This window comes from Flavobacterium limicola, from assembly GCF_003634755.1.
Classification (GTDB): domain Bacteria; phylum Bacteroidota; class Bacteroidia; order Flavobacteriales; family Flavobacteriaceae; genus Flavobacterium; species Flavobacterium limicola.
Genome location: NZ_RBXA01000002.1, coordinates 13,397 through 38,376, shown reverse-complemented (window position 1 = coordinate 38,376; position 24,980 = coordinate 13,397). Strand labels below are relative to the sequence as shown.

The 24,980-nt window shown below is 33.0% G+C and carries 21 protein-coding genes; 17 read left to right on the top strand and 4 right to left on the bottom strand.

Going from position 1 to position 24,980, the window contains the following annotated elements:
• Positions 1 to 201 precede the first annotated feature (201 nt).
• The 5 genes from BC952_RS07490 to BC952_RS07475 all read left to right on the top strand — a co-directional run bounded on the left by BC952_RS07490 (position 202) and on the right by BC952_RS07475 (position 4,157).
• Positions 202 to 1,629, top strand: coding sequence for an L-serine ammonia-lyase (locus tag BC952_RS07490; protein WP_121365018.1), 1,428 nt, complete (start codon positions 202 to 204; stop codon positions 1,627 to 1,629).
• Positions 1,630 to 1,862: 233 nt separating this feature from the next.
• The gene (gene lgt, locus BC952_RS07485) at positions 1,863 to 2,693 is read left to right on the top strand and encodes a prolipoprotein diacylglyceryl transferase (protein WP_121365017.1); all 831 of its coding nucleotides are present in this window, start codon (positions 1,863 to 1,865) and stop codon (positions 2,691 to 2,693) included.
• A 172-nt stretch (positions 2,694 to 2,865) separates the two neighbouring features.
• Positions 2,866 to 3,036, top strand: coding sequence for a hypothetical protein (locus BC952_RS14845; protein WP_167445726.1), 171 nt, complete (start codon positions 2,866 to 2,868; stop codon positions 3,034 to 3,036).
• A gap of 136 nt (positions 3,037 to 3,172) precedes the next feature.
• On the top strand, positions 3,173 to 3,805 hold the full coding sequence (locus BC952_RS07480) for a SatD family protein (RefSeq protein WP_121365016.1): 633 nt from the start codon (positions 3,173 to 3,175) through the stop codon (positions 3,803 to 3,805).
• 4 nt (positions 3,806 to 3,809) lie between these two features.
• The gene (locus tag BC952_RS07475; protein ID WP_147405267.1) at positions 3,810 to 4,157 is read left to right on the top strand and encodes a hypothetical protein; all 348 of its coding nucleotides are present in this window, start codon (positions 3,810 to 3,812) and stop codon (positions 4,155 to 4,157) included.
• 47 nt (positions 4,158 to 4,204) lie between these two features.
• Here BC952_RS07475 and BC952_RS07470 read toward each other — a convergent pair whose 3' ends face one another.
• On the bottom strand, positions 4,205 to 4,648 hold the full coding sequence (locus tag BC952_RS07470; RefSeq protein ID WP_121365014.1) for a nuclear transport factor 2 family protein: 444 nt from the start codon (positions 4,646 to 4,648) through the stop codon (positions 4,205 to 4,207).
• A gap of 102 nt (positions 4,649 to 4,750) precedes the next feature.
• Between BC952_RS07470 and panB the strand changes: the two genes are divergently transcribed.
• From panB to BC952_RS07430, 8 genes are all read left to right on the top strand, one after another.
• Positions 4,751 to 5,569 (top strand): 3-methyl-2-oxobutanoate hydroxymethyltransferase, encoded by an 819-nt coding sequence (gene panB / locus BC952_RS07465; protein ID WP_121365013.1) that lies wholly within the window; start codon positions 4,751 to 4,753, stop codon positions 5,567 to 5,569.
• A 29-nt stretch (positions 5,570 to 5,598) separates the two neighbouring features.
• Positions 5,599 to 6,288 (top strand): RluA family pseudouridine synthase, encoded by a 690-nt coding sequence (locus tag BC952_RS07460; protein WP_121365012.1) that lies wholly within the window; start codon positions 5,599 to 5,601, stop codon positions 6,286 to 6,288.
• 156 nt (positions 6,289 to 6,444) lie between these two features.
• Positions 6,445 to 7,773 carry an aldehyde dehydrogenase gene (locus BC952_RS07455; RefSeq protein WP_121365011.1) on the top strand — a complete coding sequence of 443 codons (1,329 nt, stop codon included), beginning with the start codon at positions 6,445 to 6,447 and terminating at the stop codon, positions 7,771 to 7,773.
• Positions 7,764 to 8,501: a nitroreductase family protein gene (locus BC952_RS07450; RefSeq protein ID WP_121365010.1), complete on the top strand. Its 738-nt coding sequence runs from the start codon at positions 7,764 to 7,766 to the stop codon at positions 8,499 to 8,501. Before BC952_RS07455 ends, BC952_RS07450 begins: the two co-directional genes overlap by 10 nt.
• A 28-nt stretch (positions 8,502 to 8,529) precedes the next feature.
• Entirely contained in the window at positions 8,530 to 9,312 is a 783-nt protein-coding gene (locus BC952_RS07445) for a DUF2189 domain-containing protein (protein WP_121365009.1), read from the top strand.
• A 644-nt stretch (positions 9,313 to 9,956) separates the two neighbouring features.
• Positions 9,957 to 13,466: a PAS domain S-box protein gene (locus BC952_RS07440; RefSeq protein WP_244200119.1), complete on the top strand. Its 3,510-nt coding sequence runs from the start codon at positions 9,957 to 9,959 to the stop codon at positions 13,464 to 13,466.
• An 84-nt stretch (positions 13,467 to 13,550) separates the two neighbouring features.
• Positions 13,551 to 14,411 (top strand): KPN_02809 family neutral zinc metallopeptidase, encoded by an 861-nt coding sequence (ypfJ, locus tag BC952_RS07435; protein ID WP_121365007.1) that lies wholly within the window; start codon positions 13,551 to 13,553, stop codon positions 14,409 to 14,411.
• Between the two features lie 168 nt (positions 14,412 to 14,579).
• The gene (locus tag BC952_RS07430) at positions 14,580 to 15,869 is read left to right on the top strand and encodes a DEAD/DEAH box helicase (protein WP_121365006.1); all 1,290 of its coding nucleotides are present in this window, start codon (positions 14,580 to 14,582) and stop codon (positions 15,867 to 15,869) included.
• A gap of 316 nt (positions 15,870 to 16,185) precedes the next feature.
• Here the strand turns inward: BC952_RS07430 and BC952_RS07425 are convergent, their stop codons facing one another.
• Positions 16,186 to 16,479, bottom strand: coding sequence for a hypothetical protein (locus BC952_RS07425; protein ID WP_121365005.1), 294 nt, complete (start codon positions 16,477 to 16,479; stop codon positions 16,186 to 16,188).
• 90 nt (positions 16,480 to 16,569) lie between these two features.
• Here BC952_RS07425 and BC952_RS07420 point away from each other — a divergent pair, with 90 nt between their 5' ends.
• A complete protein-coding gene (locus tag BC952_RS07420; RefSeq protein ID WP_121365004.1) occupies positions 16,570 to 17,130 on the top strand; it encodes a hypothetical protein in 561 nt (186 codons plus the stop codon).
• A 261-nt stretch (positions 17,131 to 17,391) separates the two neighbouring features.
• On the opposite strand, the gene BC952_RS07415 is transcribed toward BC952_RS07420, so the two are convergent.
• Both BC952_RS07415 and BC952_RS07410 read right to left on the bottom strand, forming a co-directional pair.
• Entirely contained in the window at positions 17,392 to 18,090 is a 699-nt protein-coding gene (locus BC952_RS07415) for a pseudouridine synthase (RefSeq protein ID WP_121365003.1), read from the bottom strand.
• A gap of 155 nt (positions 18,091 to 18,245) precedes the next feature.
• A complete protein-coding gene (locus BC952_RS07410) occupies positions 18,246 to 19,781 on the bottom strand; it encodes a YifB family Mg chelatase-like AAA ATPase (protein ID WP_121365002.1) in 1,536 nt (511 codons plus the stop codon).
• Between the two features lie 234 nt (positions 19,782 to 20,015).
• On the opposite strand from BC952_RS07410, the gene BC952_RS07405 reads away from it, so the two are divergent.
• From BC952_RS07405 to BC952_RS07395, 3 genes are all read left to right on the top strand, one after another.
• Complete coding sequence (locus tag BC952_RS07405; RefSeq protein WP_121365001.1) at positions 20,016 to 23,006, top strand: amidohydrolase family protein; 2,991 nt, start codon at positions 20,016 to 20,018, stop codon at positions 23,004 to 23,006.
• Positions 23,007 to 23,077: 71 nt separating this feature from the next.
• Positions 23,078 to 24,385, top strand: a complete 1,308-nt coding sequence (locus tag BC952_RS07400; RefSeq protein ID WP_121365000.1) for an amidohydrolase family protein — start codon at positions 23,078 to 23,080, stop codon at positions 24,383 to 24,385.
• A 9-nt stretch (positions 24,386 to 24,394) separates the two neighbouring features.
• Positions 24,395 to 24,772, top strand: coding sequence for a PH domain-containing protein (locus tag BC952_RS07395; protein ID WP_091171087.1), 378 nt, complete (start codon positions 24,395 to 24,397; stop codon positions 24,770 to 24,772).
• The last annotated feature ends 208 nt before the right edge of the window (positions 24,773 to 24,980 follow it).

Sequence of the window (24,980 nt, the reverse complement as noted above, 5' to 3'; positions counted from 1 at the left end):
TACGAAGTATTGCACAAGCTAAATTCAGGGTTAGTGAAATATTGATTTTACTAATCCTCGAGTTTTTATTAATTCATTTTTTATTGAGGAATACTAATAATAAGGCAACTTTCGTTATTAAAAAAACAATATTATTCTGTTTTGAAGTAGTATCATTGCTACATTCTATTATATTTGCAGACAACAAAATTCATACAACAAATGGAAGAATGTATCTCAGTTTTTGATATGCTAAAAATTGGTGTCGGACCTTCAAGTTCGCACACACTTGGACCTTGGAGAGCAGCCGAACGCTTTCTTAGTGAATTGAGAAATGAAAATTTACTTCCTGTTGTAAATCGGGTAAAAATAGATTTATATGGTTCACTTTCCCTGACCGGAAAAGGCCACGCCACAGATTTAGCCGTAATGTTAGGTTTAAGCGGACAAGATCCGGAATACATTCCCGTTGAAAATATTGATGCGATTATAAAATCCATTGAATCAAAAAACGAAATCAATTTAGGAAACGAAAAACCAATTCCTTTTTATTTCCTTCAAGACATTGTTTTCAATAAAAACTTCCTTCCTTTTCATGCCAATGGAATGACTTTTACGGCGTATATGACGGATGACAGCGAATACGTTTCCACCTTTTATTCTATTGGTGGCGGATTTGTGGTCAAAGAAGAACGCATTAACGCCAAGAAGAAAACACAAATAAAATGTGCTTTTCCTTATCCAATTGAGAAAGCAGCTGAACTGTTAGATTTTTGCAAAAAAGAGAATAAATCCATATCAGAAATCGTTTATGAAAACGAAAAATCAATGCGCACCGAAGCGGTTATCGATTATGAATTGATGCGCATCTGGAAAACCATGCTCGAATGCATGTACATTGGCTGCCATTCCGAAGGGATTCTTCCCGGCGGATTAAACGTGCGTCGCCGCGCTTTTGATATGCACCAAAACCTGATTGGTTTAGCCAATTATGATTCGCCACAAACCTGGCTTGAAGAAATCAGAAAAACGGAAGTAAAATTTCGCCAAATCCTGAAATGGGTTTCTTGTTTTGCCCTTGCGATAAATGAAGTAAACGCAGCCTTAGGACGTGTAGTTACGGCTCCAACAAACGGAAGTGCGGGAGTAATTCCTGCCGTTTTGATGTATTATTTAGTAATTGAAAACCACAATGCCGGAGAAAAAGAAATCAAACAATTCCTGATGGTTGCCGGTGAAATAGGAAGTATTTTCAAGAAAGGTTCTACAATCTCTGCAGCAATGGGCGGTTGTCAGGCTGAAATAGGCGTTTCTTCCTCGATGGCGGCGGCTGCTTTATGCGAATTGATGGGCGGAACTCCTGAACAGGTTTTAATGGCTGCCGAAATTGCTATGGAACATCACTTGGGATTAACCTGTGATCCTATTGGTGGTTTAGTTCAGATTCCGTGTATTGAACGAAATACGATGGGCGCCATAAAAGCGATTAATGCCGCTGAACTAGCCTTAGAAACTGATCCAAAAAACGCAAAAGTACCTTTGGACAAAGTAGTCGACACGATGTGGCAAACGGCTAAAGACATGAACAACAAGTACAAAGAAACTTCCGAAGGAGGATTAGCGATTGCAGTGAATATGGCGGATTGTTAAATTTATTTATTTAAAATCGCTTTTTTTTATAGGTATAAAATGACGTCTTTGGTTTAAAGAAAATCTTTTATATCCAAAAATAAAATTGATAATACCAAAATTCAGATGCTTTTTTTGCGTGCTTTTTAAGATGTAAAAAATTATAAATCAATAGATTATTTGAATTTTAAATTTTTAACTATACTTGCTTTATCAATTGTGTGCTATACTATCAAAAATCGTAAATAGAAAAAATGAATACAATAATTAATTGGAATGTTGACTCTGAGATTTTTTGGATCACTAATAGTTTTCCTGTAAAATATTACGGATTATTTTTTGCCTGCGGATTACTTTTAGGGTTTTATATTGTTAAGCGTATTTATATTAAAGAAGATATGCCTGTTCAAGATTTAGATAACCTTTTAGTCTATATTGTATTTGGAACTCTTTTAGGAGCAAGACTTGGACATTGCTTTTTTTATGAGCCTGATTATTTCTTAAAAAACCCAATAGAAATACTTTTACCAATCAAAAAAGTTGGCGAAACCTATAAATTTATTGGATACGCTGGTTTAGCAAGTCACGGTGGAACAATTGGAGTATTTATTGCAATCCTAATGTATTGCAAAAAGTTCAAAGTAAATATGCTATGGATTTTGGACCGAATTGCAATTGGAGTTCCAGTGACAGCTGCATTTATAAGATTTGGAAATTTTATGAATTCTGAAATCTATGGAAAACCAACAAATGGAAATTGGGGTGTAATTTTTCAAAAGGACGATTTAATTCCTAGACATCCAACGCAACTCTACGAAGCATTTTCCTATTTACTAATTTTTACAATTCTATTTATAATTTACAAATCGAAAATTGCAGCGAAAAATAATGGAATACTATTTGGTGTTTTTCTAACATTATTATTTTTAGCGCGATTTATAATTGAATTCTTTAAAGAAAATCAAGTCGATTTTGAAAATGGAATGGCATTGAATATGGGTCAAATCTTAAGTATTCCATTTATAATTATTGGATTGATAATTATCATATGGAAATCAAGTACGGTGCGCAAGAATTTTGCATGATTGCGGTTTAGATTTGAAAAATAAAATTAACTAATTGTTACCCAATTTTTAAACAAAATTTGCCAAACATCATAAATAGTTCTTTTATATACATAACACAAATTTAAAATACATTCACTCTAAAATCCAACTATTAATAGTAGATTTAATCTTTATTCTTAAATCAAAAATAATGGAAATCAATTGGATAGTAGTTAGTATTGTAATTATTTGTGTACTTATTTTGATTGTATTTCTTATTAGAAAAAATCAAAAAGATAAAAAAGAGTATACTCATTTTTTAAATAATGATTTCAAAAAAGCAAAGGAAGAAGAATCAGATTTGAATGACGACGCGTATTAATTAGTCTTGTTAAATTATCTTCAGATTTTACAATTTAAATTTATCTTCCTTTAAATCCTACTTTTAATTTCACTAAAGATGAAATTATATTAATTATTTCACTATTTTTGAAATAAAATACATAATTTCATTTTTTATGAAACATTACATTTTAATGGCGGATATTATTGATAGTGGTAAAAAAGAGCAAAAACCACTAATGGAAGATTTCAAAAATCTAATAGAAGAGATAAATGAAATCTATAAAGCGGATATATTATCCCCCTTGACTATTACTTTGGGTGATGAATTTCAAGGCGTCATAAAAAACTTAGCCACATCAATTCAAATTATTCTTACTTTAGAGGAAAATTGTATTCACAAAAAATTAAATTTTAAATTAAGGTATGTTTTGAATCAAGGTGAAATAGAAACACCAGTAAATGAAAAGATTGCTTATGAAATGTTGGGAAGCGGTTTAACGGAAGCAAGATTAAAACTGAATGATTCGAAATATAAAAAATTTAGATTTAACATTACTATAGACAATTTATTACAGCGAAGTATTTTGAATGATGCTTTCACAATTTTTGAAAATATTAAAGACAAATGGTCTTTAGAAAAGGACTATGAATTAGTATCAAATTTTATACAATTAAAAGACTATAAAATCGTTTCTGAAAAAATGAATAAAACTCGCTCCTTAATATGGAAAAGAGAAAAAACATTACAGATGGAAAGTTATAATGCTACAAAAAATATAATTCATACAATTACCTCAATAAAATAAGCGCATGGATATATTTCGATTTATGGTTTTCATTCTTTCTACAGAAATACTTTTAGGCATATTTTATTATGTTATCACGCCAAAAACAATTCGGAAAAATAAACTTATAGATTATAAATCAATTCTTAAAGGAATCGTTGAACGAATCTTTTTATTAGTTTCAATGATCAATGATTACCCACATGCACTAACTTTATTTGGTGCCTTAAAATTGGCCACAAGATTAAAAAGGGACGATGAACAAGATAAAATAAAGCAGTCTTTATACAATGATTTTTATTTAGTGGGCAATTTTATTTCGGTTATGATAGCCATTTTCTATGTTTTTCTTTATAAAAAATATATTGGATAAAACGGTTATGTATATCTGCTAAAACATTTTAAAAGAGCAAACCATAGCTACTTTCTTCTCGTATCAATAAGATGAACAATTTTCCATCCCGAAGTTTCGGGAGTATCTTTTTTGAAGAGCGTAAAGGCATTCACTCCTTTATGACTTAATTTACCATTCACATAAAACTCATACGGCGTCCAAGCGTGCGCCATGCTTCCATCAATTTGGATGGAGTAACTCAGTATTTTTTCCTGAAAATTGACTTCCGCAGGGATAGAAGCTACCGATTTAAAAAATGCTGCTGGTTTTTCATTGGATAATTTGGTGCCTTTCGTATTTTCACTAATGGATTGTAAAATCATTGTTTCGTCACAAAGCACCTTTAATTTCAGAGTGTCTTTGGCATGAAAAGCCTCAAAAAAAGTTTCAATTACTTTTTGAATTTCTTGATTTTGAGCCTGAGCATTGGCCGATATGAACAATACTATCAATACTACTATTTTACGCATAATTACTTTTTTTAAATTAATTGGTACATAAAAAACATTACTGTTACATTTTTGAGTTAAAAATATACATTTTATTACCTTTACAATCTTAAAACAACAAATATGTCTGTCGCTAAAAAAGATTATAAAAGGATTACTACAAAATCACTGATTGAAATGAAAGCCAATGGGGAGAAAATTTCCATGCTTACCGCATACGATTACACCATGGCAAAAATCGTTGATACAGCCGGAATTGATGTAATCTTGGTGGGCGATTCCGCTTCGAATGTAATGGCTGGTCATGAAACCACCTTACCAATTACGTTGGACCAAATGATTTATCACGCTTCCTCTGTGGTGAGAGCGATCGAAAGAGCATTGGTTGTCGTAGATTTACCTTTTGGAAGTTACCAATCAGATCCTAAAGAAGCGTTGCGTTCTGCTATCCGAATTATGAAAGAAAGCGGTGGTCATGCCGTGAAACTGGAAGGCGGAAAAGAAATTAAAGATTCAATCAAAAAAATACTAAACGCAGGAATTCCAGTGATGGGACATTTGGGTTTAACCCCACAATCTATTTATAAATTTGGAACCTATACCGTTCGTGCCAAAGAAGAAGAAGAAGCGCATAAACTAATAGAAGACGCTAAATTGTTGGAAAGATTAGGTTGTTTCGCTTTGGTTTTGGAAAAAATTCCGGCACATTTAGCCGAAAAAGTAGCCCAAAGTATTTCGATTCCAGTAATTGGAATTGGTGCTGGTGGCGGTGTTGACGGTCAAGTTTTGGTCATTCACGACATGTTAGGAATGAATAATGAATTTAGTCCGCGTTTCTTGAGAAGATACATGAATTTATACGAAGGAATGACAACGGCCATCGGTCAATATGTTGCCGATGTAAAATCAAGTGATTTCCCTAATTTCAGCGAACAATATTAAGCCCCTAAACCCGAAAGGGGAATTGAAAAATGAAAATAGTTTCGAATAAAAATAACCTGCAAATTCTTCATGAAGATAATCATCTTATTGTGATTAATAAACGTGTAGGCGATATTGTGCAAGGTGATAAAACAGGTGATAAACCATTGTCTGATGTGGTGAAAGAATACATCAAAAACAAATACAACAAACCCGGAGAAGTATTTCTGGGCGTTGTACACCGTTTAGACCGACCAACAACCGGAATAGTCGTTTTTGCCCGAACCAGTAAAGCGTTGACCAGAATGAATGAGTTGTTCAGTAACCGTGAAACTCAAAAAACGTATTGGTGTATTGTCAAAAATAAACCTGCAAATTCCGAGGATAAGTTGGTTCATTATATAAAAAGAAACGAAAAAAACAACACTTCAAAAGCGCATTTAAAAGAAGTTCCTGACAGCAAATTAGCCAGTTTAGATTATAAAATCATTAAGGAATTGAACAATTATTTCGCTCTGGAGGTTAATCTACATACCGGGAGACACCATCAAATTCGGGCACAGCTTTCAGCTATTGGTTCACCCATAAAAGGTGATTTAAAATACGGTTTTGACCGAAGCAATCATGATGGAGGAATCCATTTGCATGCTAGAAAATTAGTGTTCATTCATCCTGTGACTAAAGAAAATATAGAAATTACAGCACCAACTCCAGATGATGTGATTTGGAATGCAGTTTAATACTTTCCTGTTTTTTAATTAAATAGTAACAAAAACAATACTTTACATACTTATACCAGATAAAACAGGAATAATAGCCTGTTTTTTTTATTCTTTACTGTGGTCAGAAATTTGGAATCAAATAATAATTATGTAATTTTAATTTAAAATCATCTTATGAATTACAAAACTGATATTAAATCAAGGAAAGAATCCCTGAACAAATTACTGCACAATCTTATCAAATATGAAGATGCAATCATTAAGGCATTATACGATGATTTTAAAAAACCTGCCTTTGAAGCTGTTTTAACCGAAACCAATTATGTAATCAGTGATTTAAAAGAAACAATCAAAAACATTGATTCTTGGGCGAAGCCAAAGAGAGTTTCTGCTTCTTTTTTAAATTTTCCATCATCTGATTTCATTTATAGCGAGCCTTATGGAAATGTACTGATTCTTTCTCCTTGGAATTATCCCTTTCAATTAGCCATGTGTCCATTAGTTGCAGCAGTTGCAGCAGGAAATACTGTCACATTAAAACCATCAGAACTAACTCCAAACACTGCTGCTATACTCTCAAAAATAATTCGTGAAACTTTTGATATCAAACATGTCGTAGCTATTACAGGAGATGCCACTATAGCACAAAATTTACTGAGCAAACGTTGGGATTATATCTTCTTTACAGGAAGCGTAGCAGTTGGAAAAATAGTGGCGAAGGCTGCTGCCGAAAATCTAACACCGGTTACACTGGAATTGGGCGGAAAAAGTCCTTGCATTGTTGATGAAACCGCTAATTTAGAATTAAGTGCCCGACGAATTGTATGGGGAAAAATTCTAAATGCAGGACAAACATGCGTTGCACCTGATTATATTTTGATACACCATAAAATAAAAGATACTTTAGTGAAATTCCTTATTCAGGAAATTGAAAAAGCACTTGGGACAAATCCGGAAGTATCCCCTGATTATGCACGAATTATTAATCTGAAAAACTGGCAACGACAATTAAGTTTATTGGAAAATCAAAAAATACTTTTTGGAGGACAATCCAACAGAGATTCACTGTACCTCGCTCCTACTCTGCTAGACGAACCTGAGATGGATAGCTTAGTCATGCAAGAAGAAATTTTTGGACCAATTCTCCCATTAATTTCCTACCAATCAAAAGCGGATGTTGAAAAAATAATTTTAAGCTTTGAAAAACCATTGTCCTTGTATTTATTCTCCCAAAACAAATCCTTTATTGAAGAAGTTTTGCAAAAATATTCCTTTGGTGGCGGTTGCATCAATGACACCGTAATTCATCTAGCCAACAATCGCCTGCCTTTTGGCGGTGTAGGGAATTCCGGAATGGGAGCCTATCACGGAAAATTAAGTTTTGATATTTTTTCCCATAAAAAAGCTATTGTAAAGAAAGGGACTTGGCTGGATTTACCGATGCGTTATGCCCCCTACAAAGACAAATTAAAATCCATTAAAAAATTATTAAAATGGTTGTAACCAATGAAAAATCAGTTAGTGAAGCCATCAAATACAGACGATCTGTCCGAGTTTTCAAAAACGTGCCTATTGATGAACAAAAAGTAAAAGAATGCATTCAGCTTGCAGCACTTGCGCCTACCAGCAGTAACATGCAGCTTTGGGAATTTTATCATGTTGTTTCTCCCGAAATGATAAGACAAATAGCTACCGCGAGTTTTAATCAGAATGCAGCTAAAACAGCACAACAATTGGTCGTTGTTGTCGCAAGAAAAGATTTATGGCGCAAAAGAGTGCAATCGAATATTGATTATTTAAAAAATCAGTACGGTAATAAACCGGAATCTGATTATTCGAAGAGAGAGAAATTTGCTTTAAACTATTACCAAAAAATTATTCCTTCTCTTTACTTTGATTTTTTGGGAATTATTGGAATGATAAAGTTTATTACTTTTCAAATTATTGGACTTTTTAGACCGATATACAGACAGGCTCGTCAAAGCGATATGCGCATTGTAGCACAAAAAAGTGCCGGCCTGGCCGCACAAAATTTTATGATCAGCATGGCAGCTATAAACTACGATACCTGTCCAATGGAAGGTTTTGATTCGCTGAGGATAAAAAAATTATTACATTTACCGGCTCGTTCAGAAATAAACATGATTTTAGGCTGTGGAATCAGAGACGAAAATGGCGTATATGGAGAACGATTCCGAATCCCTTTTGAAGAAATCTATTTTAAAAAATAATAACTAACAAACCAAATTTACCAACCAAATGAATAAAAATACACAATACCGAATTGACGAAATAAGAAAGAACGGATACGCATTAGATTTTGGAAATGTTTTCAACCATGCCTTCGAGAATTATAAAAAAATTGCACTGTATGCCGGTTTAATGTTATTTGTTTTTATGATTCTGATGAGTATTTTTGCTATTGTAGCACTCTTCACATTTTTTGATCCCGAAACTGTTTTAGAAAAATTAAAAGCTGAAAATTTACAACCCGAAAATTTAACTTTAAACTCTATATTAATATTCTCAGGAGTCTCAATTTTACTATCGAGCTTGCTCAGTCCATTTTCAGCAGGATTAATAAAAATGGCGTATTGCGCCGAAATAGATGAAGAATTTCATGTATCAACCATGTTTGAGTATTACAAAGCTCGTTATTTTAAAGAACTATTTATAGCAACATTTTTAATTACTTTATTAAGTACAGGCCTTCCCAAATTATTTGACTATGCTCAAATACCGTTTGTTGGATTTATAATTACAGTACTAGTAACCTTATTTACGCTAATAACAATCCCGCTTATTATTTTTGGTAATCTAAAAGCTGTTGAAGCTATCCAAGCCAGTATTTTAATAGTTTCTAAACAACCTGTAGTCCTGTTAGGACTACTTGTCATTGGAATCATAGCCACTTTGGTTGGATTAATTGGTTGCTGTATTGGAATCGTTTTTACAATTCCTTTCATGTATTCATTATATTATGCTACTTATAGTGAAATAATTGGATTTGAAAAGGAAGATAAACTTGAGGAAATGAAATAAAGGGCTAAATCATTTATTTTTTAATACAAATCAAAAATTTATTTTTAAAATTTTGATTTGTATTAAAAAATAAATCTTATATTGATTGTGATACAAAGATTGAATCCTAAATTTAATCTTTTAAACCTAATTAAAATATCCCTATGGTTTTATGCTATAGCCTATTGACTATATTTAACTCAAAATTAATTTTATTTTGGGTTTCCGTTTTTTTTACAGTAAATGCCTTTTTATGGTTGGTGAATGCTACTTTATTTATTTTTCTGGCCTATAACATATATACTATAAAATCAACGTTAAAAAGCAAATTGTTAGAAAAAGGAGTAGAAACTAGCACTAAAAATAAAGAATACCAACTGTATTTACTCTTCTTAGGGATTATACTCCCTTCAATAGAAGTCATTTTTGAAATTTTTAAAATCAGGCCTGTCAGTCTATTAATACCCAATTGCATTATTGGATTTTCTTTAATTTTATTATACTTCATAAGTACCATATCTGCTATTGTATTCAAAAATATTAAAGACGTTTTCATTGCGCTTTTCTTACTCTATTTCTGCTTTATAATCCGGAATTTAATTTATTCTCCAACTGATTTCATACCCATAACCGCTTTTGTAGTTTGTTTTTACTTTGCTTATAATGTGTTACGACCAATAAAAACATACTGGTTCTTTGTCTCTTCCATTTATATCTTCTTCGGTATTGCTCATTTTTTAGAAATAATACCGTTAAAAACTAACATTGCATTATTTATTTATTCATCCATAATTCTCATTATAAATTATATTCATCACATATCATTATTAAACATTGATATCGAGTTTCGCTTTAACAATCAAATCATTAACAAAGGAAATTCCCTTATTCTGGCAACAAATAAAAAAGGTGAAATTGTTTTTTGCAGTGAAAATGTAGAAACTATTTTAGGATATACGGTTGATCAAGTTATGGGATTGGGATACTGGAAAGTAACTGAAGATCCAGAATTCTACGGGGAAGATTATCATACTAAATTTAAGGTTGATCGGATATTTATCCGTAAAATTAAATGTAAAAATGGAGAATACAAACACATACAATGGAACGATAAAAAATTTTCTGAAGATTTAATTATAGGAATTGGTCAAGATGTAACTAATGCTATAAATGTACAAAACCAATATAAAAACTTAATTCAAAATGCAACTGATATCATATTTGAAGTAGATGACAATGGTAACTTTACTTTTGTAAATGACTTCACTATGATGATTTTAGGTTATGAAGAGCAGGAAATCTTATTTAGAAATTATTCTGAATTTATAAGAACGGATTACATCGATGAGATGATGCGTTTTTATAGAAATTTAGAAGAAAATAAAAATGATTTTCCAACTATTGAAATTCCTATATTCAAAAAGAACGGAGAAATTGTATGGATTTCTCAAAAGGTAATTATCCGTAGAAATGATTCTTACAAAGTAATTGGCTACTCTGGAATTGCCAGAGACATTACAAAATTAAAAAACATCGAAGCTGAAAATAAAATACGTCAGCAAAAAGTTGAAAAATACGATAAAACAATTAAAAAACTATCAACTACTAACTTTAGTAATTATAAAAACATAGATAGCAGTGTGATGCAAATCATTGAATCAGCAGCGAAAGTTTCTAAATGCAATCGGGTAAGTTATTGGAGATATACGGAAGATCGTATTATTTGCGAAAATTTATATGATTTAGATAACAATGTGTTTAGTAAAGGATATGTTTTAGAAAAGGAAAAATATCCCATCTATTTTGAATCTATAAAAAGTAAAAAACAAATTAGTGCACCAGATGTTTTCAACAAGTTTGGATTGTCGGAGTTCACTAAAAATTATTTTTTAGAATATGACGTTAAGTCAATGCTGGATATTCCATTTTTCATTAATGGAGAGCTTATTGGAGTATTGTGCCTTGAATCTACTAAATCAAAAATAAATTGGGACAACGAAGACATTAATTTTGCTAGAGCCATTTCGGATATCATTTCTTTGAACATAATTTCACACAGCAGATATGAAACTGAGAAGAAATTAGAATACAAGAGTGAACTGCTGTCTGCAATGACACTTTGTACAGAAAAATTTTTAAACAGCAATGATATTAATGCTATTTTCTCTGATGTCCTTATTATAATGGGTAAGGCAACCAAATCCCACAGAGCGTATTACTATGAAAATGATGCAAACACTGGATTAATAAGTCAAAAATACAGGTGGTTAATCCATAATATAAAACTAACGGAAAACAATGTAAAACTTCAGAATTTACCCCACGAGTACTTTGAAGAATTATTAACTCCGCTTTTGAATAATAAAATTTATGAAGCAGTAATTCCAAAAATTGAAAATGTTTCTTTGAGAAATAAATTAGCTCATGTTGATGTAGTTTCTCTAATCCTTTTTCCAATTTTTGTAAAAAACAAATTTCATGGATTCTTAGGATTTGACGATACAAAAAATGAAAGGCTCTGGTCAGAAGATGAAGTCAATATTTTACAAACATTAGCGCGTAATATTGCCTCTTCGATTGAGCGTATTAAAAATGAAAACAATATTTATGAAAGTGAAGAGAAATTTAGACTCTTAGCAAATAATATACCCGGTACCGTCTATCTATCAAATTATGATGAAAGAAACACAAAGATTTATATTAATGATGAAATTGAAAAACTGACTGGGTATCCAAAATCCGATTTCCTTGATAATAAACTATCCTTCATTGATTTAATTCATCCAGAAGATAAAATAAGTACTATTGCAGCACAAAAAAATGCAACAGATAATAAAATAGCTATTCATTTAACCTATCGAATTATACACAAAAACAACCATGTTGTTTGGGTGGAAGAATTTGGAGATGTGATTTATAAAGAAGGAAAGATTGCATTTATTGAAGGCATTTTTATAGATATTACAGAAAGAAAACAAACTGAAACTGTAATTCAAGAAAAAGAATTAGCAGAAGCGGCGAACAAAGCAAAATCTGAATTTCTGGCTAATATGAGCCATGAGATTAGGACTCCTTTAAATGGAATCATTGGTTTTACTGATTTATTGCTAAAAACAAATCTTGGAAAAACGCAAGAAAAATATTTAACAACCGTTAATCAATCCGCGCATTCATTATTAGACATTATTAATGACATTTTAGATTTCTCAAAAATTGAAGCCGGAAAACTGGACTTATATATTGAAAAATATGACATTAATGAAATGCTAAGCCAAGTTATTGATTTGATATTGTATGAATCAAACCATAAAAAATTGATTTTAGAACTTAATATTGCGCCAGATATACCCAACTATTTTTGGGTGGATAGTGTACGTTTAAAACAAATATTGATCAATTTATTGGCAAATGCTGTAAAATTCACCAAAAAAGGCTCTATAAAATTAGAAGTTTCCGTTATTGAAAAAATAGATGAGGTGAATGCTACAATTCGCTTCGCAGTTATAGATACCGGAATCGGAATATTGGAAGAAAATAAAAAGAAAATATTTCAGGCTTTTTCTCAAGAAGATAGCTCAACAACGCGAAAATTTGGTGGTACAGGTCTGGGGTTAACAATTTCAAATAAATTGTTAGGCCTTATGAATAGTCATTTACAATTGAAAAGCACTATAGAATTAGGCAGCACTTTTTATTTTGATTTAGATTTAAAAACTAGTAATCAACCAACAGTAAACAGTACAATAGTTGGTACTAAAAATGATGCTGTTAAAAATATTGAAAGTGAGATTATCAAAAATATAAAAGGAACTACTGTAATGATTGTCGAGGATAATAAAGTAAATATGTTATTACTCAAAACCATTATCAAAAAACTACTGATAAATCCTGCTATTTTTGAAATTATAAACGGTAAAGAAGCTGTCGAACAATTTGAAGCCATAAATCCAGATATTATTTTCATGGATATCCAAATGCCAATCATGAATGGATATGAAGCCACAAAATTGATTCGGAATTTGAAATCAGGACAGAACGTACCTATTATCGCTATCACTGCGGGTACAGAAAAAGAAGAAAAAGAAAAATGTCTTAATGCAGGAATGAATGATTACATTCCAAAACCAATAATCAAAGGAATTATTGAAGAGACATTTTTGAAATGGGTACAATGACCTAAATTTAAAAAGAAGAATTATATTTAAAATGACGTAATTTTGTATCACGAAGGTTTACTAACAATTAAAAAATAACAGATTATGAAATGGAGTGGCAGACGTCAAAGTGATAATGTAGAAGACCGAAGAGGGATGTCCTCTGGTGGAAAAACAATTGTAGGAGGTGGAATTATTGGGATAATTATCTTGTTACTAAACACTTTTGGTGGAGAAAATGTCCAAATGCTTACACCGATTTTGGAACAAATGGGTCAAGGTCAAAGTGCTCCTACTGAACAAAGAGCTTTAACATCTGAAGAAATTGAAGAAGGTAAATTTATAAAAACCATTGTTGCAGATAATGAGGATGTTTGGTCAAAAATTTTTCAGGAAAACAATATGGATTATACAAATCCTAAATTAGTACTGTTTAGCGAAGCTGTGGAAACAAAGTGCGGTAATGCTACTTCGGCTTCAGGACCTTTTTATTGTCCTGCTGACCAAAAGGTATATATGGATTTAACATTTTTTGAAGAACTGAAAACAAAATTTGGAGCTGAAGGTGGTGATTTTGCAACAGCCTATGTAATTGCTCATGAAATTGGTCATCACGTACAAACTCTATTAGGAACTTCCGCTAAAATGAGACAGATGCAAGAAGGTAAAAGCCAGGCCGAAGCCAATAAATTATCGGTTGCTCTGGAACTGCAAGCTGATTTTTATGCGGGTGTTTGGACGCATTACAATCAAAAAATGAACAATTTCTTGGAAGAAGGTGATATTGATGAAGCATTAAGCGCGGCTCATGCTGTTGGTGATGATGCCATTCAAGCTAAAATTCAAGGACATATTGTTCCGGAGTCCTTTACACACGGAACTTCGGCACAACGAAAAGCATGGTTTATGAAAGGGTATAAATCAGGAGACATCAATCAAGGCGATACTTTTGCAGAAATAAGATAAATTTCAAATCAATAAGAATTTAAAAAATCGGGATACAGTCCCGATTTTTTTTGTGCTTACATTTAAACAAATCAAGGCAATCAAAAGCACATCGGAAAATTAACTGTACCTTTGCGCCCAATTAAAAAAGTAACCTAAATAATAGTGTTTACTTTATAAACACCATTTATGTCATTTAACTCATTAGGTTTATCTGATGCTTTACTTAAAGCCATCAGCAAAAAAGGGTACACAACTCCCTCTCCAATACAACAAAAAGCAATTCCCCCAATATTAGAAGGTAAAGATGTTTTAGCATCTGCGCAAACAGGAACAGGAAAAACAGCCGGTTTTACATTACCTATTTTACAACTATTATCACAGGGTCAACAATTGCGACAAAGACCTATTCGTGCCTTAATATTGACACCAACAAGAGAATTAGCCGCACAAATATTAGCCAACATCAAGGAATACAGTGTATTTTTAGACTTAAAAAGCACCGTAATTTTTGGAGGTGTAAACCAGAATCCCCAGGTAACTCAATTGCGTCAGGGTGTCGATATTTTAGTAGCCACTCCAGGTCGATTAATCGATTTGCAAAACCAAGGTTTAATATCACTTGCCAAAGTGGAAATCTTAGTTTTAGACGAGGCTGACCGTATGTTGGACATGGGATTTTTACGAGACATCGAACGAATCTTGAAAGTATTGCCTTCAAAAAGACAAAACTTACTATTTTCGGCAACTTTTTCAAAAGACATCAAGAAATTGGCGATGGGCATTTTGCACCATCCCGTTCACGTAGAAGCAACTCCGGAAAACACAACCGTGGATGCTATTACTCAAATAGTATATCCTGTTGCCAAAGAGAAAAAAACAGAACTGATCATTAAATTGATTACGGAAGGAAACTGGAAGCAAATTTTGGTTTTTACCCGTACTAAGCAAGGTGCTAATAAACTGACTGAAAGCATGATTAGTGCCGGAATCAAAGCAGCTGCCATTCACGGAAATAAAGGTCAGGGCGCACGAACCAAAGCTTTAGCAGGTTTCAAAGACGGAAGCCTGACCGCTTTAGTCGCTACCGATATTGCGGCCAGAGGTCTGGATATTCCATTGTTACCGCATGTGGTCAATTTTGAATTGCCTAACATTCCTGAAGATTACGTTCACCGAATTGGTCGTACAGGAAGAGCTGGAGCAAATGGTGAAGCTATTTCGTTATTCAGTCCAGACGAAACGGTCTTTTTGCGTGATATCGAAAAATTAGTGGGTTTGAATTTGCCTAAAGAAAACATCAAAGGTTTCGAACCCGATCCTAACGCTTCCAAAGAACCTATCAAACAAGGACAAGGAAGACAACAACGCGATTCAACTCCGCGAAAACCAAAAACAGACACTACAAACCGAAGCAGCAATAACAGTTTTGGTCCAAGACGTCCGAGTCAAAATAATGACCGACGTTCTAATAGATAATTAATTTTTATTTTTTTTTAGGAGCAGAATGAGTTCACTTTTTTAGAACGTATTTCCCGCTATACATTACAAACCTTCTTAGGGCTGAACACCAGCTCTAAGAAGGTTTTTCATTTCTATCGGGGCTATTTATATCGTTTTTTACTTTCATAATACCATTTTGAAAATTCATTCGACAAACCTAAAAGAGCTAGATGAATTGTAAGAAAAAATCAATATATTTGAAGTAAATAGTATGAACGTTTTCATACCCATCTATCCTAAATTGGGTGGGTTGGTATGATTTTGCCATACATTATCCTAGTTGAAGGTAATATCAACTAACTATATTAATATCTAAAAGTTGTATTATAATATAACCGCCCATAGATTTTAAAAGCCTTGCGTCTTCAATTACAAAACCCAAAGGTTTAAGACCAACTTGTTCATTAAACTCTGTTATTACATCATTAATTTCGTCAGTATCTTTTATTTTAACTGTATTATTATCGGTTTCGTGTTGATGTGTTGTAATTACAAACCTGACTCTCGAAAGAGATTTAGAAAGTATATTTTTATCAAAAGTGCTGTATATTTTAACTAGTGTGTTTACTTTGTCTTGAGTAGTCATAATTTAAAAATTTTTCCCTAAAGTAGGGAAAAATAACTACATTTAACAAACAAAAACTAGAAAAATAATTTAAATTTATACTTAAATATAATGAAATACCTAAACTTTACAGATAAAGAAAAGAAGATAATATTAATCTTAATGCTAATTAATTGTTTCGCACTTTTTGTAAATTATTTTGGACTGTCTCCAAAAATAAAAAACACTGATAATGATTACTATGTATGCCTATTTACAAATTCTGTAAAAACTGAGGGATATTATGGCACTGCGTATGGTACAAATCTTGTTCAATATAGTCCTTATAAATCTGAAAGTAGTTTTTATCCATTTGTTGATTTTTATAAAAGTTGGTATGATGGTTTCTATTTTAATGGTTTATTTCCGTCTTATGATTCAACCGAGTTTTTTATATACACGCTTTTAATTTTTGGTTTTTTCATTGTAAAGAAAGTTATATCTAATAAAAATGAAGAAGAGATAATCCCAATTAAAACAGAAACGCTTATAGCAAAAAAACAAGTTAAGTTTAATAAATCCAAGGAGTACAAACAATTAAAAAATTTATATGATTTGGAAATTATTAATGATGAAGAGTTTAAGAATAAAGTAAAGCTTTTAAAAAAGAAAATGAAAAATGATTTGGAATAGAATTTGTTGTAACTTCAAGTAAAATTTAAAATATGTTTGCCCCCGCTAGCGAGAGCGTCCCGCTCGTGAACACTTACAAAAGTAAATCATTATAAATTTATAATGGGCACGAGCGGGACGCTCTCGCTAGCAATCGCATCATCGATTTTGAAGAGGTTAAAAATCGTTGATCAAAAATCTGAAATCTGTTCCTCTTTATACTGAAAACTATTGTTTCCAAATACAACAATAATTTAAAGCACTACTTTACAAATCAGTATTCTATTCATACTTCTTCAAATCTAGCTTAAGAATAGTACCTACTCTGCTAAACTCTTCATTAATCTTTGCATTCAAGATGAGTGGTTCATTTGTTATGGGATGATTAAAAATCAACTGATGTGCATGAAGCATCATTCCTTTCAGTTCAAAATGCTCCAACCATAATTTATTTTGTTTGTTACAACCATGTGGTCGACTTCCTAAAATGGGATGAAAAATATGTTTGAAATGTTTTCGTAATTGATGCATACGTCCCGTTTCAGGAATCGCTTCTACCAAACAATATCGTGAGGTTGGTTTATTGTTAAATTCTAACTCAATTTCGGTAGTTTGCAATCGATGAAAGTAGGTTATTGCATTTTGTATGATGCCATCATCATTGGTTAAATCATAATCAATCGTTAGTTCATCAGGTGACCAGCCACGCAAAATTGCTAAATACTTTTTTTCGACTTCGCGTGTGGCAAAACGATCATTCATAATTTTTAAAACTTCTTTATCCAAAGCAAATAACAAGACACCAGATGTTTTGCGATCTAACCGATGAACAGGATAAACGTGTTGCCCTCCTATTTGATTTCTCAATTCTTGAATCGCATAAACTTTTGCATCGCGCGCGTAAAACGATTTGTGAACTAACAATCCACTTGGTTTATTAATTGCAATAATATATTCGTCTTGGTACAGAATTTCTAACATTTGGCAAAAATAAAAGAGATTTCTCTCGAAATCTCTTTTTTGACGTATTTATTTCTATACTTTTCTTTTTCACCGCTAACGCGTGCGTATTCTCAATTTTGCAGCCGTGAAACATCTAAAATCAAAAATCGTTAATCAAAAATCTGAAATCTAATTTACCCCAGCCAACCATCACGATCCAAACTTCTATATTGAATGGCTTCAGCAATATGGCTGGAAACCACTATTGGTGCGGCATCAAGATCAGCGATCGTGCGTGCTACTTTTAAAATCCTGTCATATGCCCGAGCAGAAAGATTCAATCGTTCCATTGCCGTTTTCAATAATTGCTTGGAAACATCATCCAAAGCGCAATACTCCCGAATGTGTTTGGTATTCATTTGAGCATTGTAATGGATATTTTCCATTTGCTCAAAGCGTTCCGTTTGGATTTCTCTTGCCGCAGTCACTCTTTTCCGAATATCAACACTACTTTCTGCCTTTTGATCTTCGGATAATTTGTCGAAGGGAACTGGAGTCACTTCAATATGAATATCAATTCTATCTAATAATGGTCCTGAAATTTTACTCAAATATCGTTGCATTTCATGTGGCGAAGAAGTTTGTGGCGAATCCGGATCGTTGAAAAAACCACTTGGACTTGGATTCATACTCGCCACCAACATAAAAGAAGACGGATAAGTAACCGTAAATTTAGCTCTGGAAATTGTTACTTCTCGATCTTCCAGCGGTTGACGCATCACTTCCAAAACGTCTCTCTTAAATTCCGGCAATTCATCCAGAAACAAAACGCCGTTGTGCGCCATAGAAATTTCGCCCGGTTGCGGATAACTTCCGCCGCCCACTAATGCGACATTCGAAATTGTATGGTGTGGACTTCGAAACGGCCGTTGATTCATCAATCCTACTTCCTTCAATTTTCCGGCAACGCTATGAATTTTGGTGGTTTCTAGTGCTTCACGCAACGTCATGGGCGGCAAGATACTCGGTAAACGTTTGGCAAGCATGGTCTTCCCTGCTCCCGGCGGTCCAATCAAGATAATATTATGTCCTCCGGCTGCGGCAATTTCCATGCAACGCTTGATGCTTTCTTGTCCCTTAACATCACTAAAATCAAATTCTGGAAAGTCTAATGTTTTATAAAATTCAGCTCGCGTGTCTATTGTTGTTGGTTCCAGCGTTCCTTTTCCTTCGAGGAAATCAATTACTTCCTGAACATTTTCGATTCCATACACATCTAATCCTGCAACAATCGCGGCTTCTTTTACATTTTGCTTTGGAAGAAAAAAACCTTTAAAACCCTCTTCTTTGGCTTTAATGGCAATGGGTAAAGCACCTCTTATTGGTTGAAGGCTGCCATCAAGGGAAAGTTCCCCCATAATGATGTATTTATCAACGTCCTCTGCATTGATTTGCCTGGATGCCACCAAAATTCCAATCGTTAAAGTCAAATCATAGGCAGAGCCTTCTTTGCGCAAATCAGCAGGAGCCATATTGATGGTGATTTTTTTACCTGGCATGGCGTAGCCGTTATTTTTGAGTGCTGCTGCAATACGGTAACTGCTTTCTTTGATAGCATTGTCTGGCAAGCCAACTAAATGATAACCAATCCCTTTATCAATATTTACCTCAACAGTAATCGTTGTGGCTTCGACTCCAAAAACTGCACTTCCAAAAACTTTAACTAGCATCTGTTTTTATTTGATTCTAAAATTAGAGAAAACTTTTCTTATTATTATTATAAATCCTACACAAATTCCAATAAAATAGTGAATAACTAAAATTTCATCAAAAAATACTTCAAATATTACATATTACAGTCCGATATGATACATTTTTCGCAAAAACAAAATGTTAAAATTAAAAAAATTGAAGGTATACTATTAGCATTTTTCTACTTTTAGAAAATAATTAGAAACCTTACTATGAAAAAAATCTTACTTCTGTTATTTTTCAGTTTTTTACTGCCAAAAACTTATGCACAAGAATACTTTCCTAACAATGAAAGTGTTCAAAACAAAACCAGCAATTTTACCGCATTTACCAATGCAAAAATCTATGTGACACCAACACAAGTTGTTGAAAAAGGTACTTTACTGATACAAAACGGAAAAGTAATTGGCGTTGGAACTAACATTTCCATTCCAAAAAATTGTACCACAATCAACTTAGAAGGAAGATCCATTTATCCTTCTTTTATTGATATTTACACGAGTTTTGGAATCGAAAAACCAAAAGGAACAACTGAAAGAAACCCTTTGTATGATACAAAAAGATCCGGTTTTTATTGGAATGAGAGCATTCGTTCAGAATTGAATGCATACGAAGCATTTAAATACGACCAACCTAAAGCCGAAGAATTATTGAAAGCTGGATTTGGTGTTGTCGGAACGCACATACCAGACGGAATTGCTCGCGGATCAGGAACTTTAATCGCTTTGAATAACTTTGAAAAAAAGAATCAATTGCTATCTGATAAAGTGACCAATCATTTTGCTTTTACTAAAAGTGTAACCACAAATCAATCGTATCCAAGCTCATTAATGGGAATGATGGCATTGTTACGCCAAATGTATTATGATTTAGACTGGTACAAAAAAGGAAATTCAACAACCAAAGATTTATCATTGGAGGCCATGGCAAATAATGAAAAATTAGTTCAAATATTTGCTTCTGAAGACAAATTAAACAGTTTAAGAGCGTCCAAAATTGCGAAGGAATTTGGTTTAAATTACGTTTTAAAAGGAAACGGAAATGAATTTGAACGTATTGAGGAAATCAAAAAAACAAATTCGAAATTTATTATTCCAATCAATTTCCCTGAAGCCTATGATGTTTCTGATCCGAACCAAGCGAACCAAATGGAATTGAAAGATTTACGATTTTGGAACCAAGCGCCTACCAACCTTAAAGTTTTATCTGATAATGGAATTGTTTTCGCATTGACGACAGACAAATTAAAAAAGATGGAGGATTTCAGACCCAATCTTTTGAGAGCCATAAAATATGGTTTTGATAAAACCAAAGCATTAGAAGCATTGACTACAATTCCTGCTGCGCTTTTAGGAAAAAGCAACGAAATGGGAACTTTGAAAGCAGGAAGCTTAGCCAACTTTGTGATTACATCCGGAGAAATTTTCGAAGAAAAAACAGTGCTCTATGAAAACTGGGTTCAAGGAAACAAATTTGTTGTCAACGACATTGCTACGAAAGACATTCGTGGAAATTATGATTTAACTATTAACGCTGAAAAATACAAATGGAAAATTGATGGGGAGATTACTGCACCAAAATCAGAAATCACTACAGTAGATTCTAAAAAAATCAAGTCAAAACTGACGATGACCAATAATTGGATTTCTACGGTAATCAAACCTAATGATTCTACTAAAACGAGCTTCACAAGATTAATTGGATACATCGAAGACACACAAAATTTATCTGGAAAAGCAGTTTTATTCAATGGTACTGAAGTGAAATGGTCAGCAGTGAAAACGGCTCCATTTGTAAAAGCGATTGATTCTTCTAAAATTGAAAAAAACAACATGATTATCCCAACAACATTTCCAAATGTTGCTTATGGTAACCTAAAGAAACCTACCGCAGAAACAATACTTTTTAAAAATGCTACCGTTTGGACCAATGAAAAAGACGGTATTTTAGAAGAAACAGACGTATTGGTGAAAAACGGAAAAATAGCTTCTGTTGGGAAAAATATTGCTGATGCATCCGCAACAATTGTTGATGCAAAAGGAAAACATTTAACCAGCGGAATCATTGATGAACATTCACACATTGCCATTTCAAACGGTGTCAATGAAGGCGGACACAATTCCAGTGCCGAAGTAACGATACAAGATGTAGTGAATTCTGAAGACATTAATATCTATAGAGATTTAGCTGGTGGGGTTACAACATCTCAATTATTGCACGGTTCAGCTAATCCTATTGGTGGACGTTCTGCAATTGTAAAATGGAAATGGGGAGCACCTGCAGAAGAAATGCTATATAAAAACCAACCCGGATTCATCAAATTCGCTTTAGGTGAAAATGTTAAACAATCTAATTGGGGTAACGTAAACCCTACTCGTTTTCCACAAACCAGGATGGGAGTCGAACAAGTTTTTACTGATTATTTCCAACGTGCAAAAGAATATGACTTAGCTTGGAAAGCATACAAAGCTAGTGGTAAAAAAGCAAAAGGAAATGCGCCAAGAGTAGACTTAGAGCTACAAACATTAGCCGAAATATTAAACAAAGAACGTTTCATTTCGTGCCATTCTTATGTTCAATCTGAAATTTTGATGTTAATGAATGTAGCTGAAAAATTTGATTTCAGAGTTAATACATACACTCATATTCTTGAAGGTTACAAAGTTGCCGATAAAATGAAAGAACATGGCGTAGGAGCTTCTACTTTCTCAGATTGGTGGGCTTATAAATTTGAAGTGAATGATGCCATTCCTTTCAACGGACCAATTATGCACAATGCAGGAATTGTAGTTGCCTACAACTCTGATGATGCTGAAATGTCCCGAAGATTGAATCAAGAAGCAGCAAAAGCAGTAAAATACGGTAATGTTTCAGAAGAAGATGCATGGAAATTTGTGACATTGAATCCTGCTAAATTATTGCATATAGATGATAAAGTAGGAAGTATAAAGGTGGGCAAAGATGCTGACATTGTACTATGGAATGCCAATCCATTATCTATTTATGCTAAAGCTGAAAAAACATTAATTGAAGGTGTTGTTTATTATGATGCTAAAAAAGATGAAGCGCAAAGAGTAGCAATTGCTAAAGAAAGAAGTGAACTAATAGGTCAGTTATTACAAGAAAAAAATAAAGGGATGACTACGCAGGAACCTAAAAAGAAAGAAAAGACAGAATATCACTGTGATTCTATGGAAGAATAACGGAATAATTTGAATTTCAAAAAAACCGAGCTTTTATAAAAAACAAAGCAATTTTAAAAAAACATACAAATATGATTAGTAAAAAAATATATCTTTTAGTGTTGGTCTGCAGCATCTCAATACTTGCAAAAGCACAACAAACACCAGCCGCTAAGCAATCAAAATCTGTTTTGATTCTTAATGCCACAGCACACTTGGGTAACGGTGAAATAATTGAGAATAGTGCCATAGGATTTGTGGACGGAAAAATTACTTTGGTTGCGGATGCCAGAGTAATCCGATTAGCCGCAGGAGCATTCGATGTGACAATTGATGGTAGCGGAAAACACGTGTATCCGGGATTTATTGCTCCAAATTCCACCTTGGGACTTGTTGAAATTGATGCCGTAAAATCCTCTGACGATGAAGATGAAATTGGAGTAATGAATCCAAATGTAAGAAGTATTATAGCGTACACTGCCGATTCTAAAGTTATAGAAACGGTACGACCAAACGGTATTTTGATGGCTCAAATAACGCCTCGCGGCGGAACAATCTCTGGTTCTTCGTCAATTGTTCAATTGGATGCATGGCATTGGAAAGATGCAATTATAAAAGAAAATGACGGAATTCATGTAAATTTCCCTACTACTTTTAGAAGAGGTGGATCACGATTTGAACCTGGAAATATTGAAGCCAATAAAGATTATTCGAAACAAATTTTAGAATTATCTGGATTTTTATCTAATGCAAAAGCGTATTTAGGCGATAGTTCGAAAGAAAGAAATTTAGTTTTAGAATCTACAAAAGGTTTGTATGATGGAAGTCAAACGCTGTTTGTTCATGCCAATGAGGAAAAACAAATTATAGATGCGGTACAATTTGCCAAAGAAAATGGTATTAAAAAAATGGTCATTGTTGGCGGATATGAAGCTTATAAAGCTGCTGAATTATTACAAAAAAATAATATTGGCGTCTTGCTAAGAAGAGTTCATGATATGCCCGAAAATGATGACCATGATATTGATTTACCATACAAAGCAGCAAAATTATTAACCGATAAAGGTGTTCTGGTAGGATTAGAAAATAGCGGTGCCCATGAAAGAATGAATACCAGAAATTTACCTTTTTTAGCAGGAACATGTGCTGCTTACGGATTGGACAAAGAAAAAGCGTTGCAACTAATTACATCAAATACTGCTAAAATATTAGGAATTGATGCGCAATGTGGTACCTTAGAGCAAGGAAAAGATGCTACATTATTCATTTCCGAAGGCGATGCTTTAGATATGAGAACCAATAAACTGACTAATGCCTTTATCCAAGGCAGGATGATAAGTTTGGAAACACATCAAACAAAGCTGAATGACCGATATAAAACAAAATACAATCAAAAATAAATTAATATAATGGGACTATTTAACGCCATTTTAGGCAATGCATCTGAAGTTAACATTGAAAATGTTTCGAATGAATTTGAGCCAATCTTAATTGATGGAGAAAAAATTGAAAAAGCGTATAAGCTTATTCGGGATATGTTTATTTTCACCAACAAAAGGCTGATTTTAGTCGAAAAACAATTGGTTGGAAGCAAAGTTGATTATATGTCAATTCCATATTCCAGTATTAAGAAATTCTCTAAAGAAAGTGCCGGAATATTAGATTTGGATGCCGAATTAAAAATTTGGTTAAACCACGATAATAATCCAATTGTGAAACAATTTGGTAAAGGCGGAAATAACATCAATGAGGTTTATAAAATTTTAAGCATGCATACGCTAAAATAAGCATATCATTTATAATTTAAAGGCACTAATTGCAATCTATGCAATTAGTGCCTTTTTTAGTTTAATCTCTTTTGTCATTACAAAAGACGGCGACAAATCAGAATAGGATTCTTAATTTTTTGTACAAAAGGCGGTTTTAGGTATCAAAACATAATATTCCTTTAACCTAACTTTAACAAATTATAAATTTTAACTTCATATTATATTA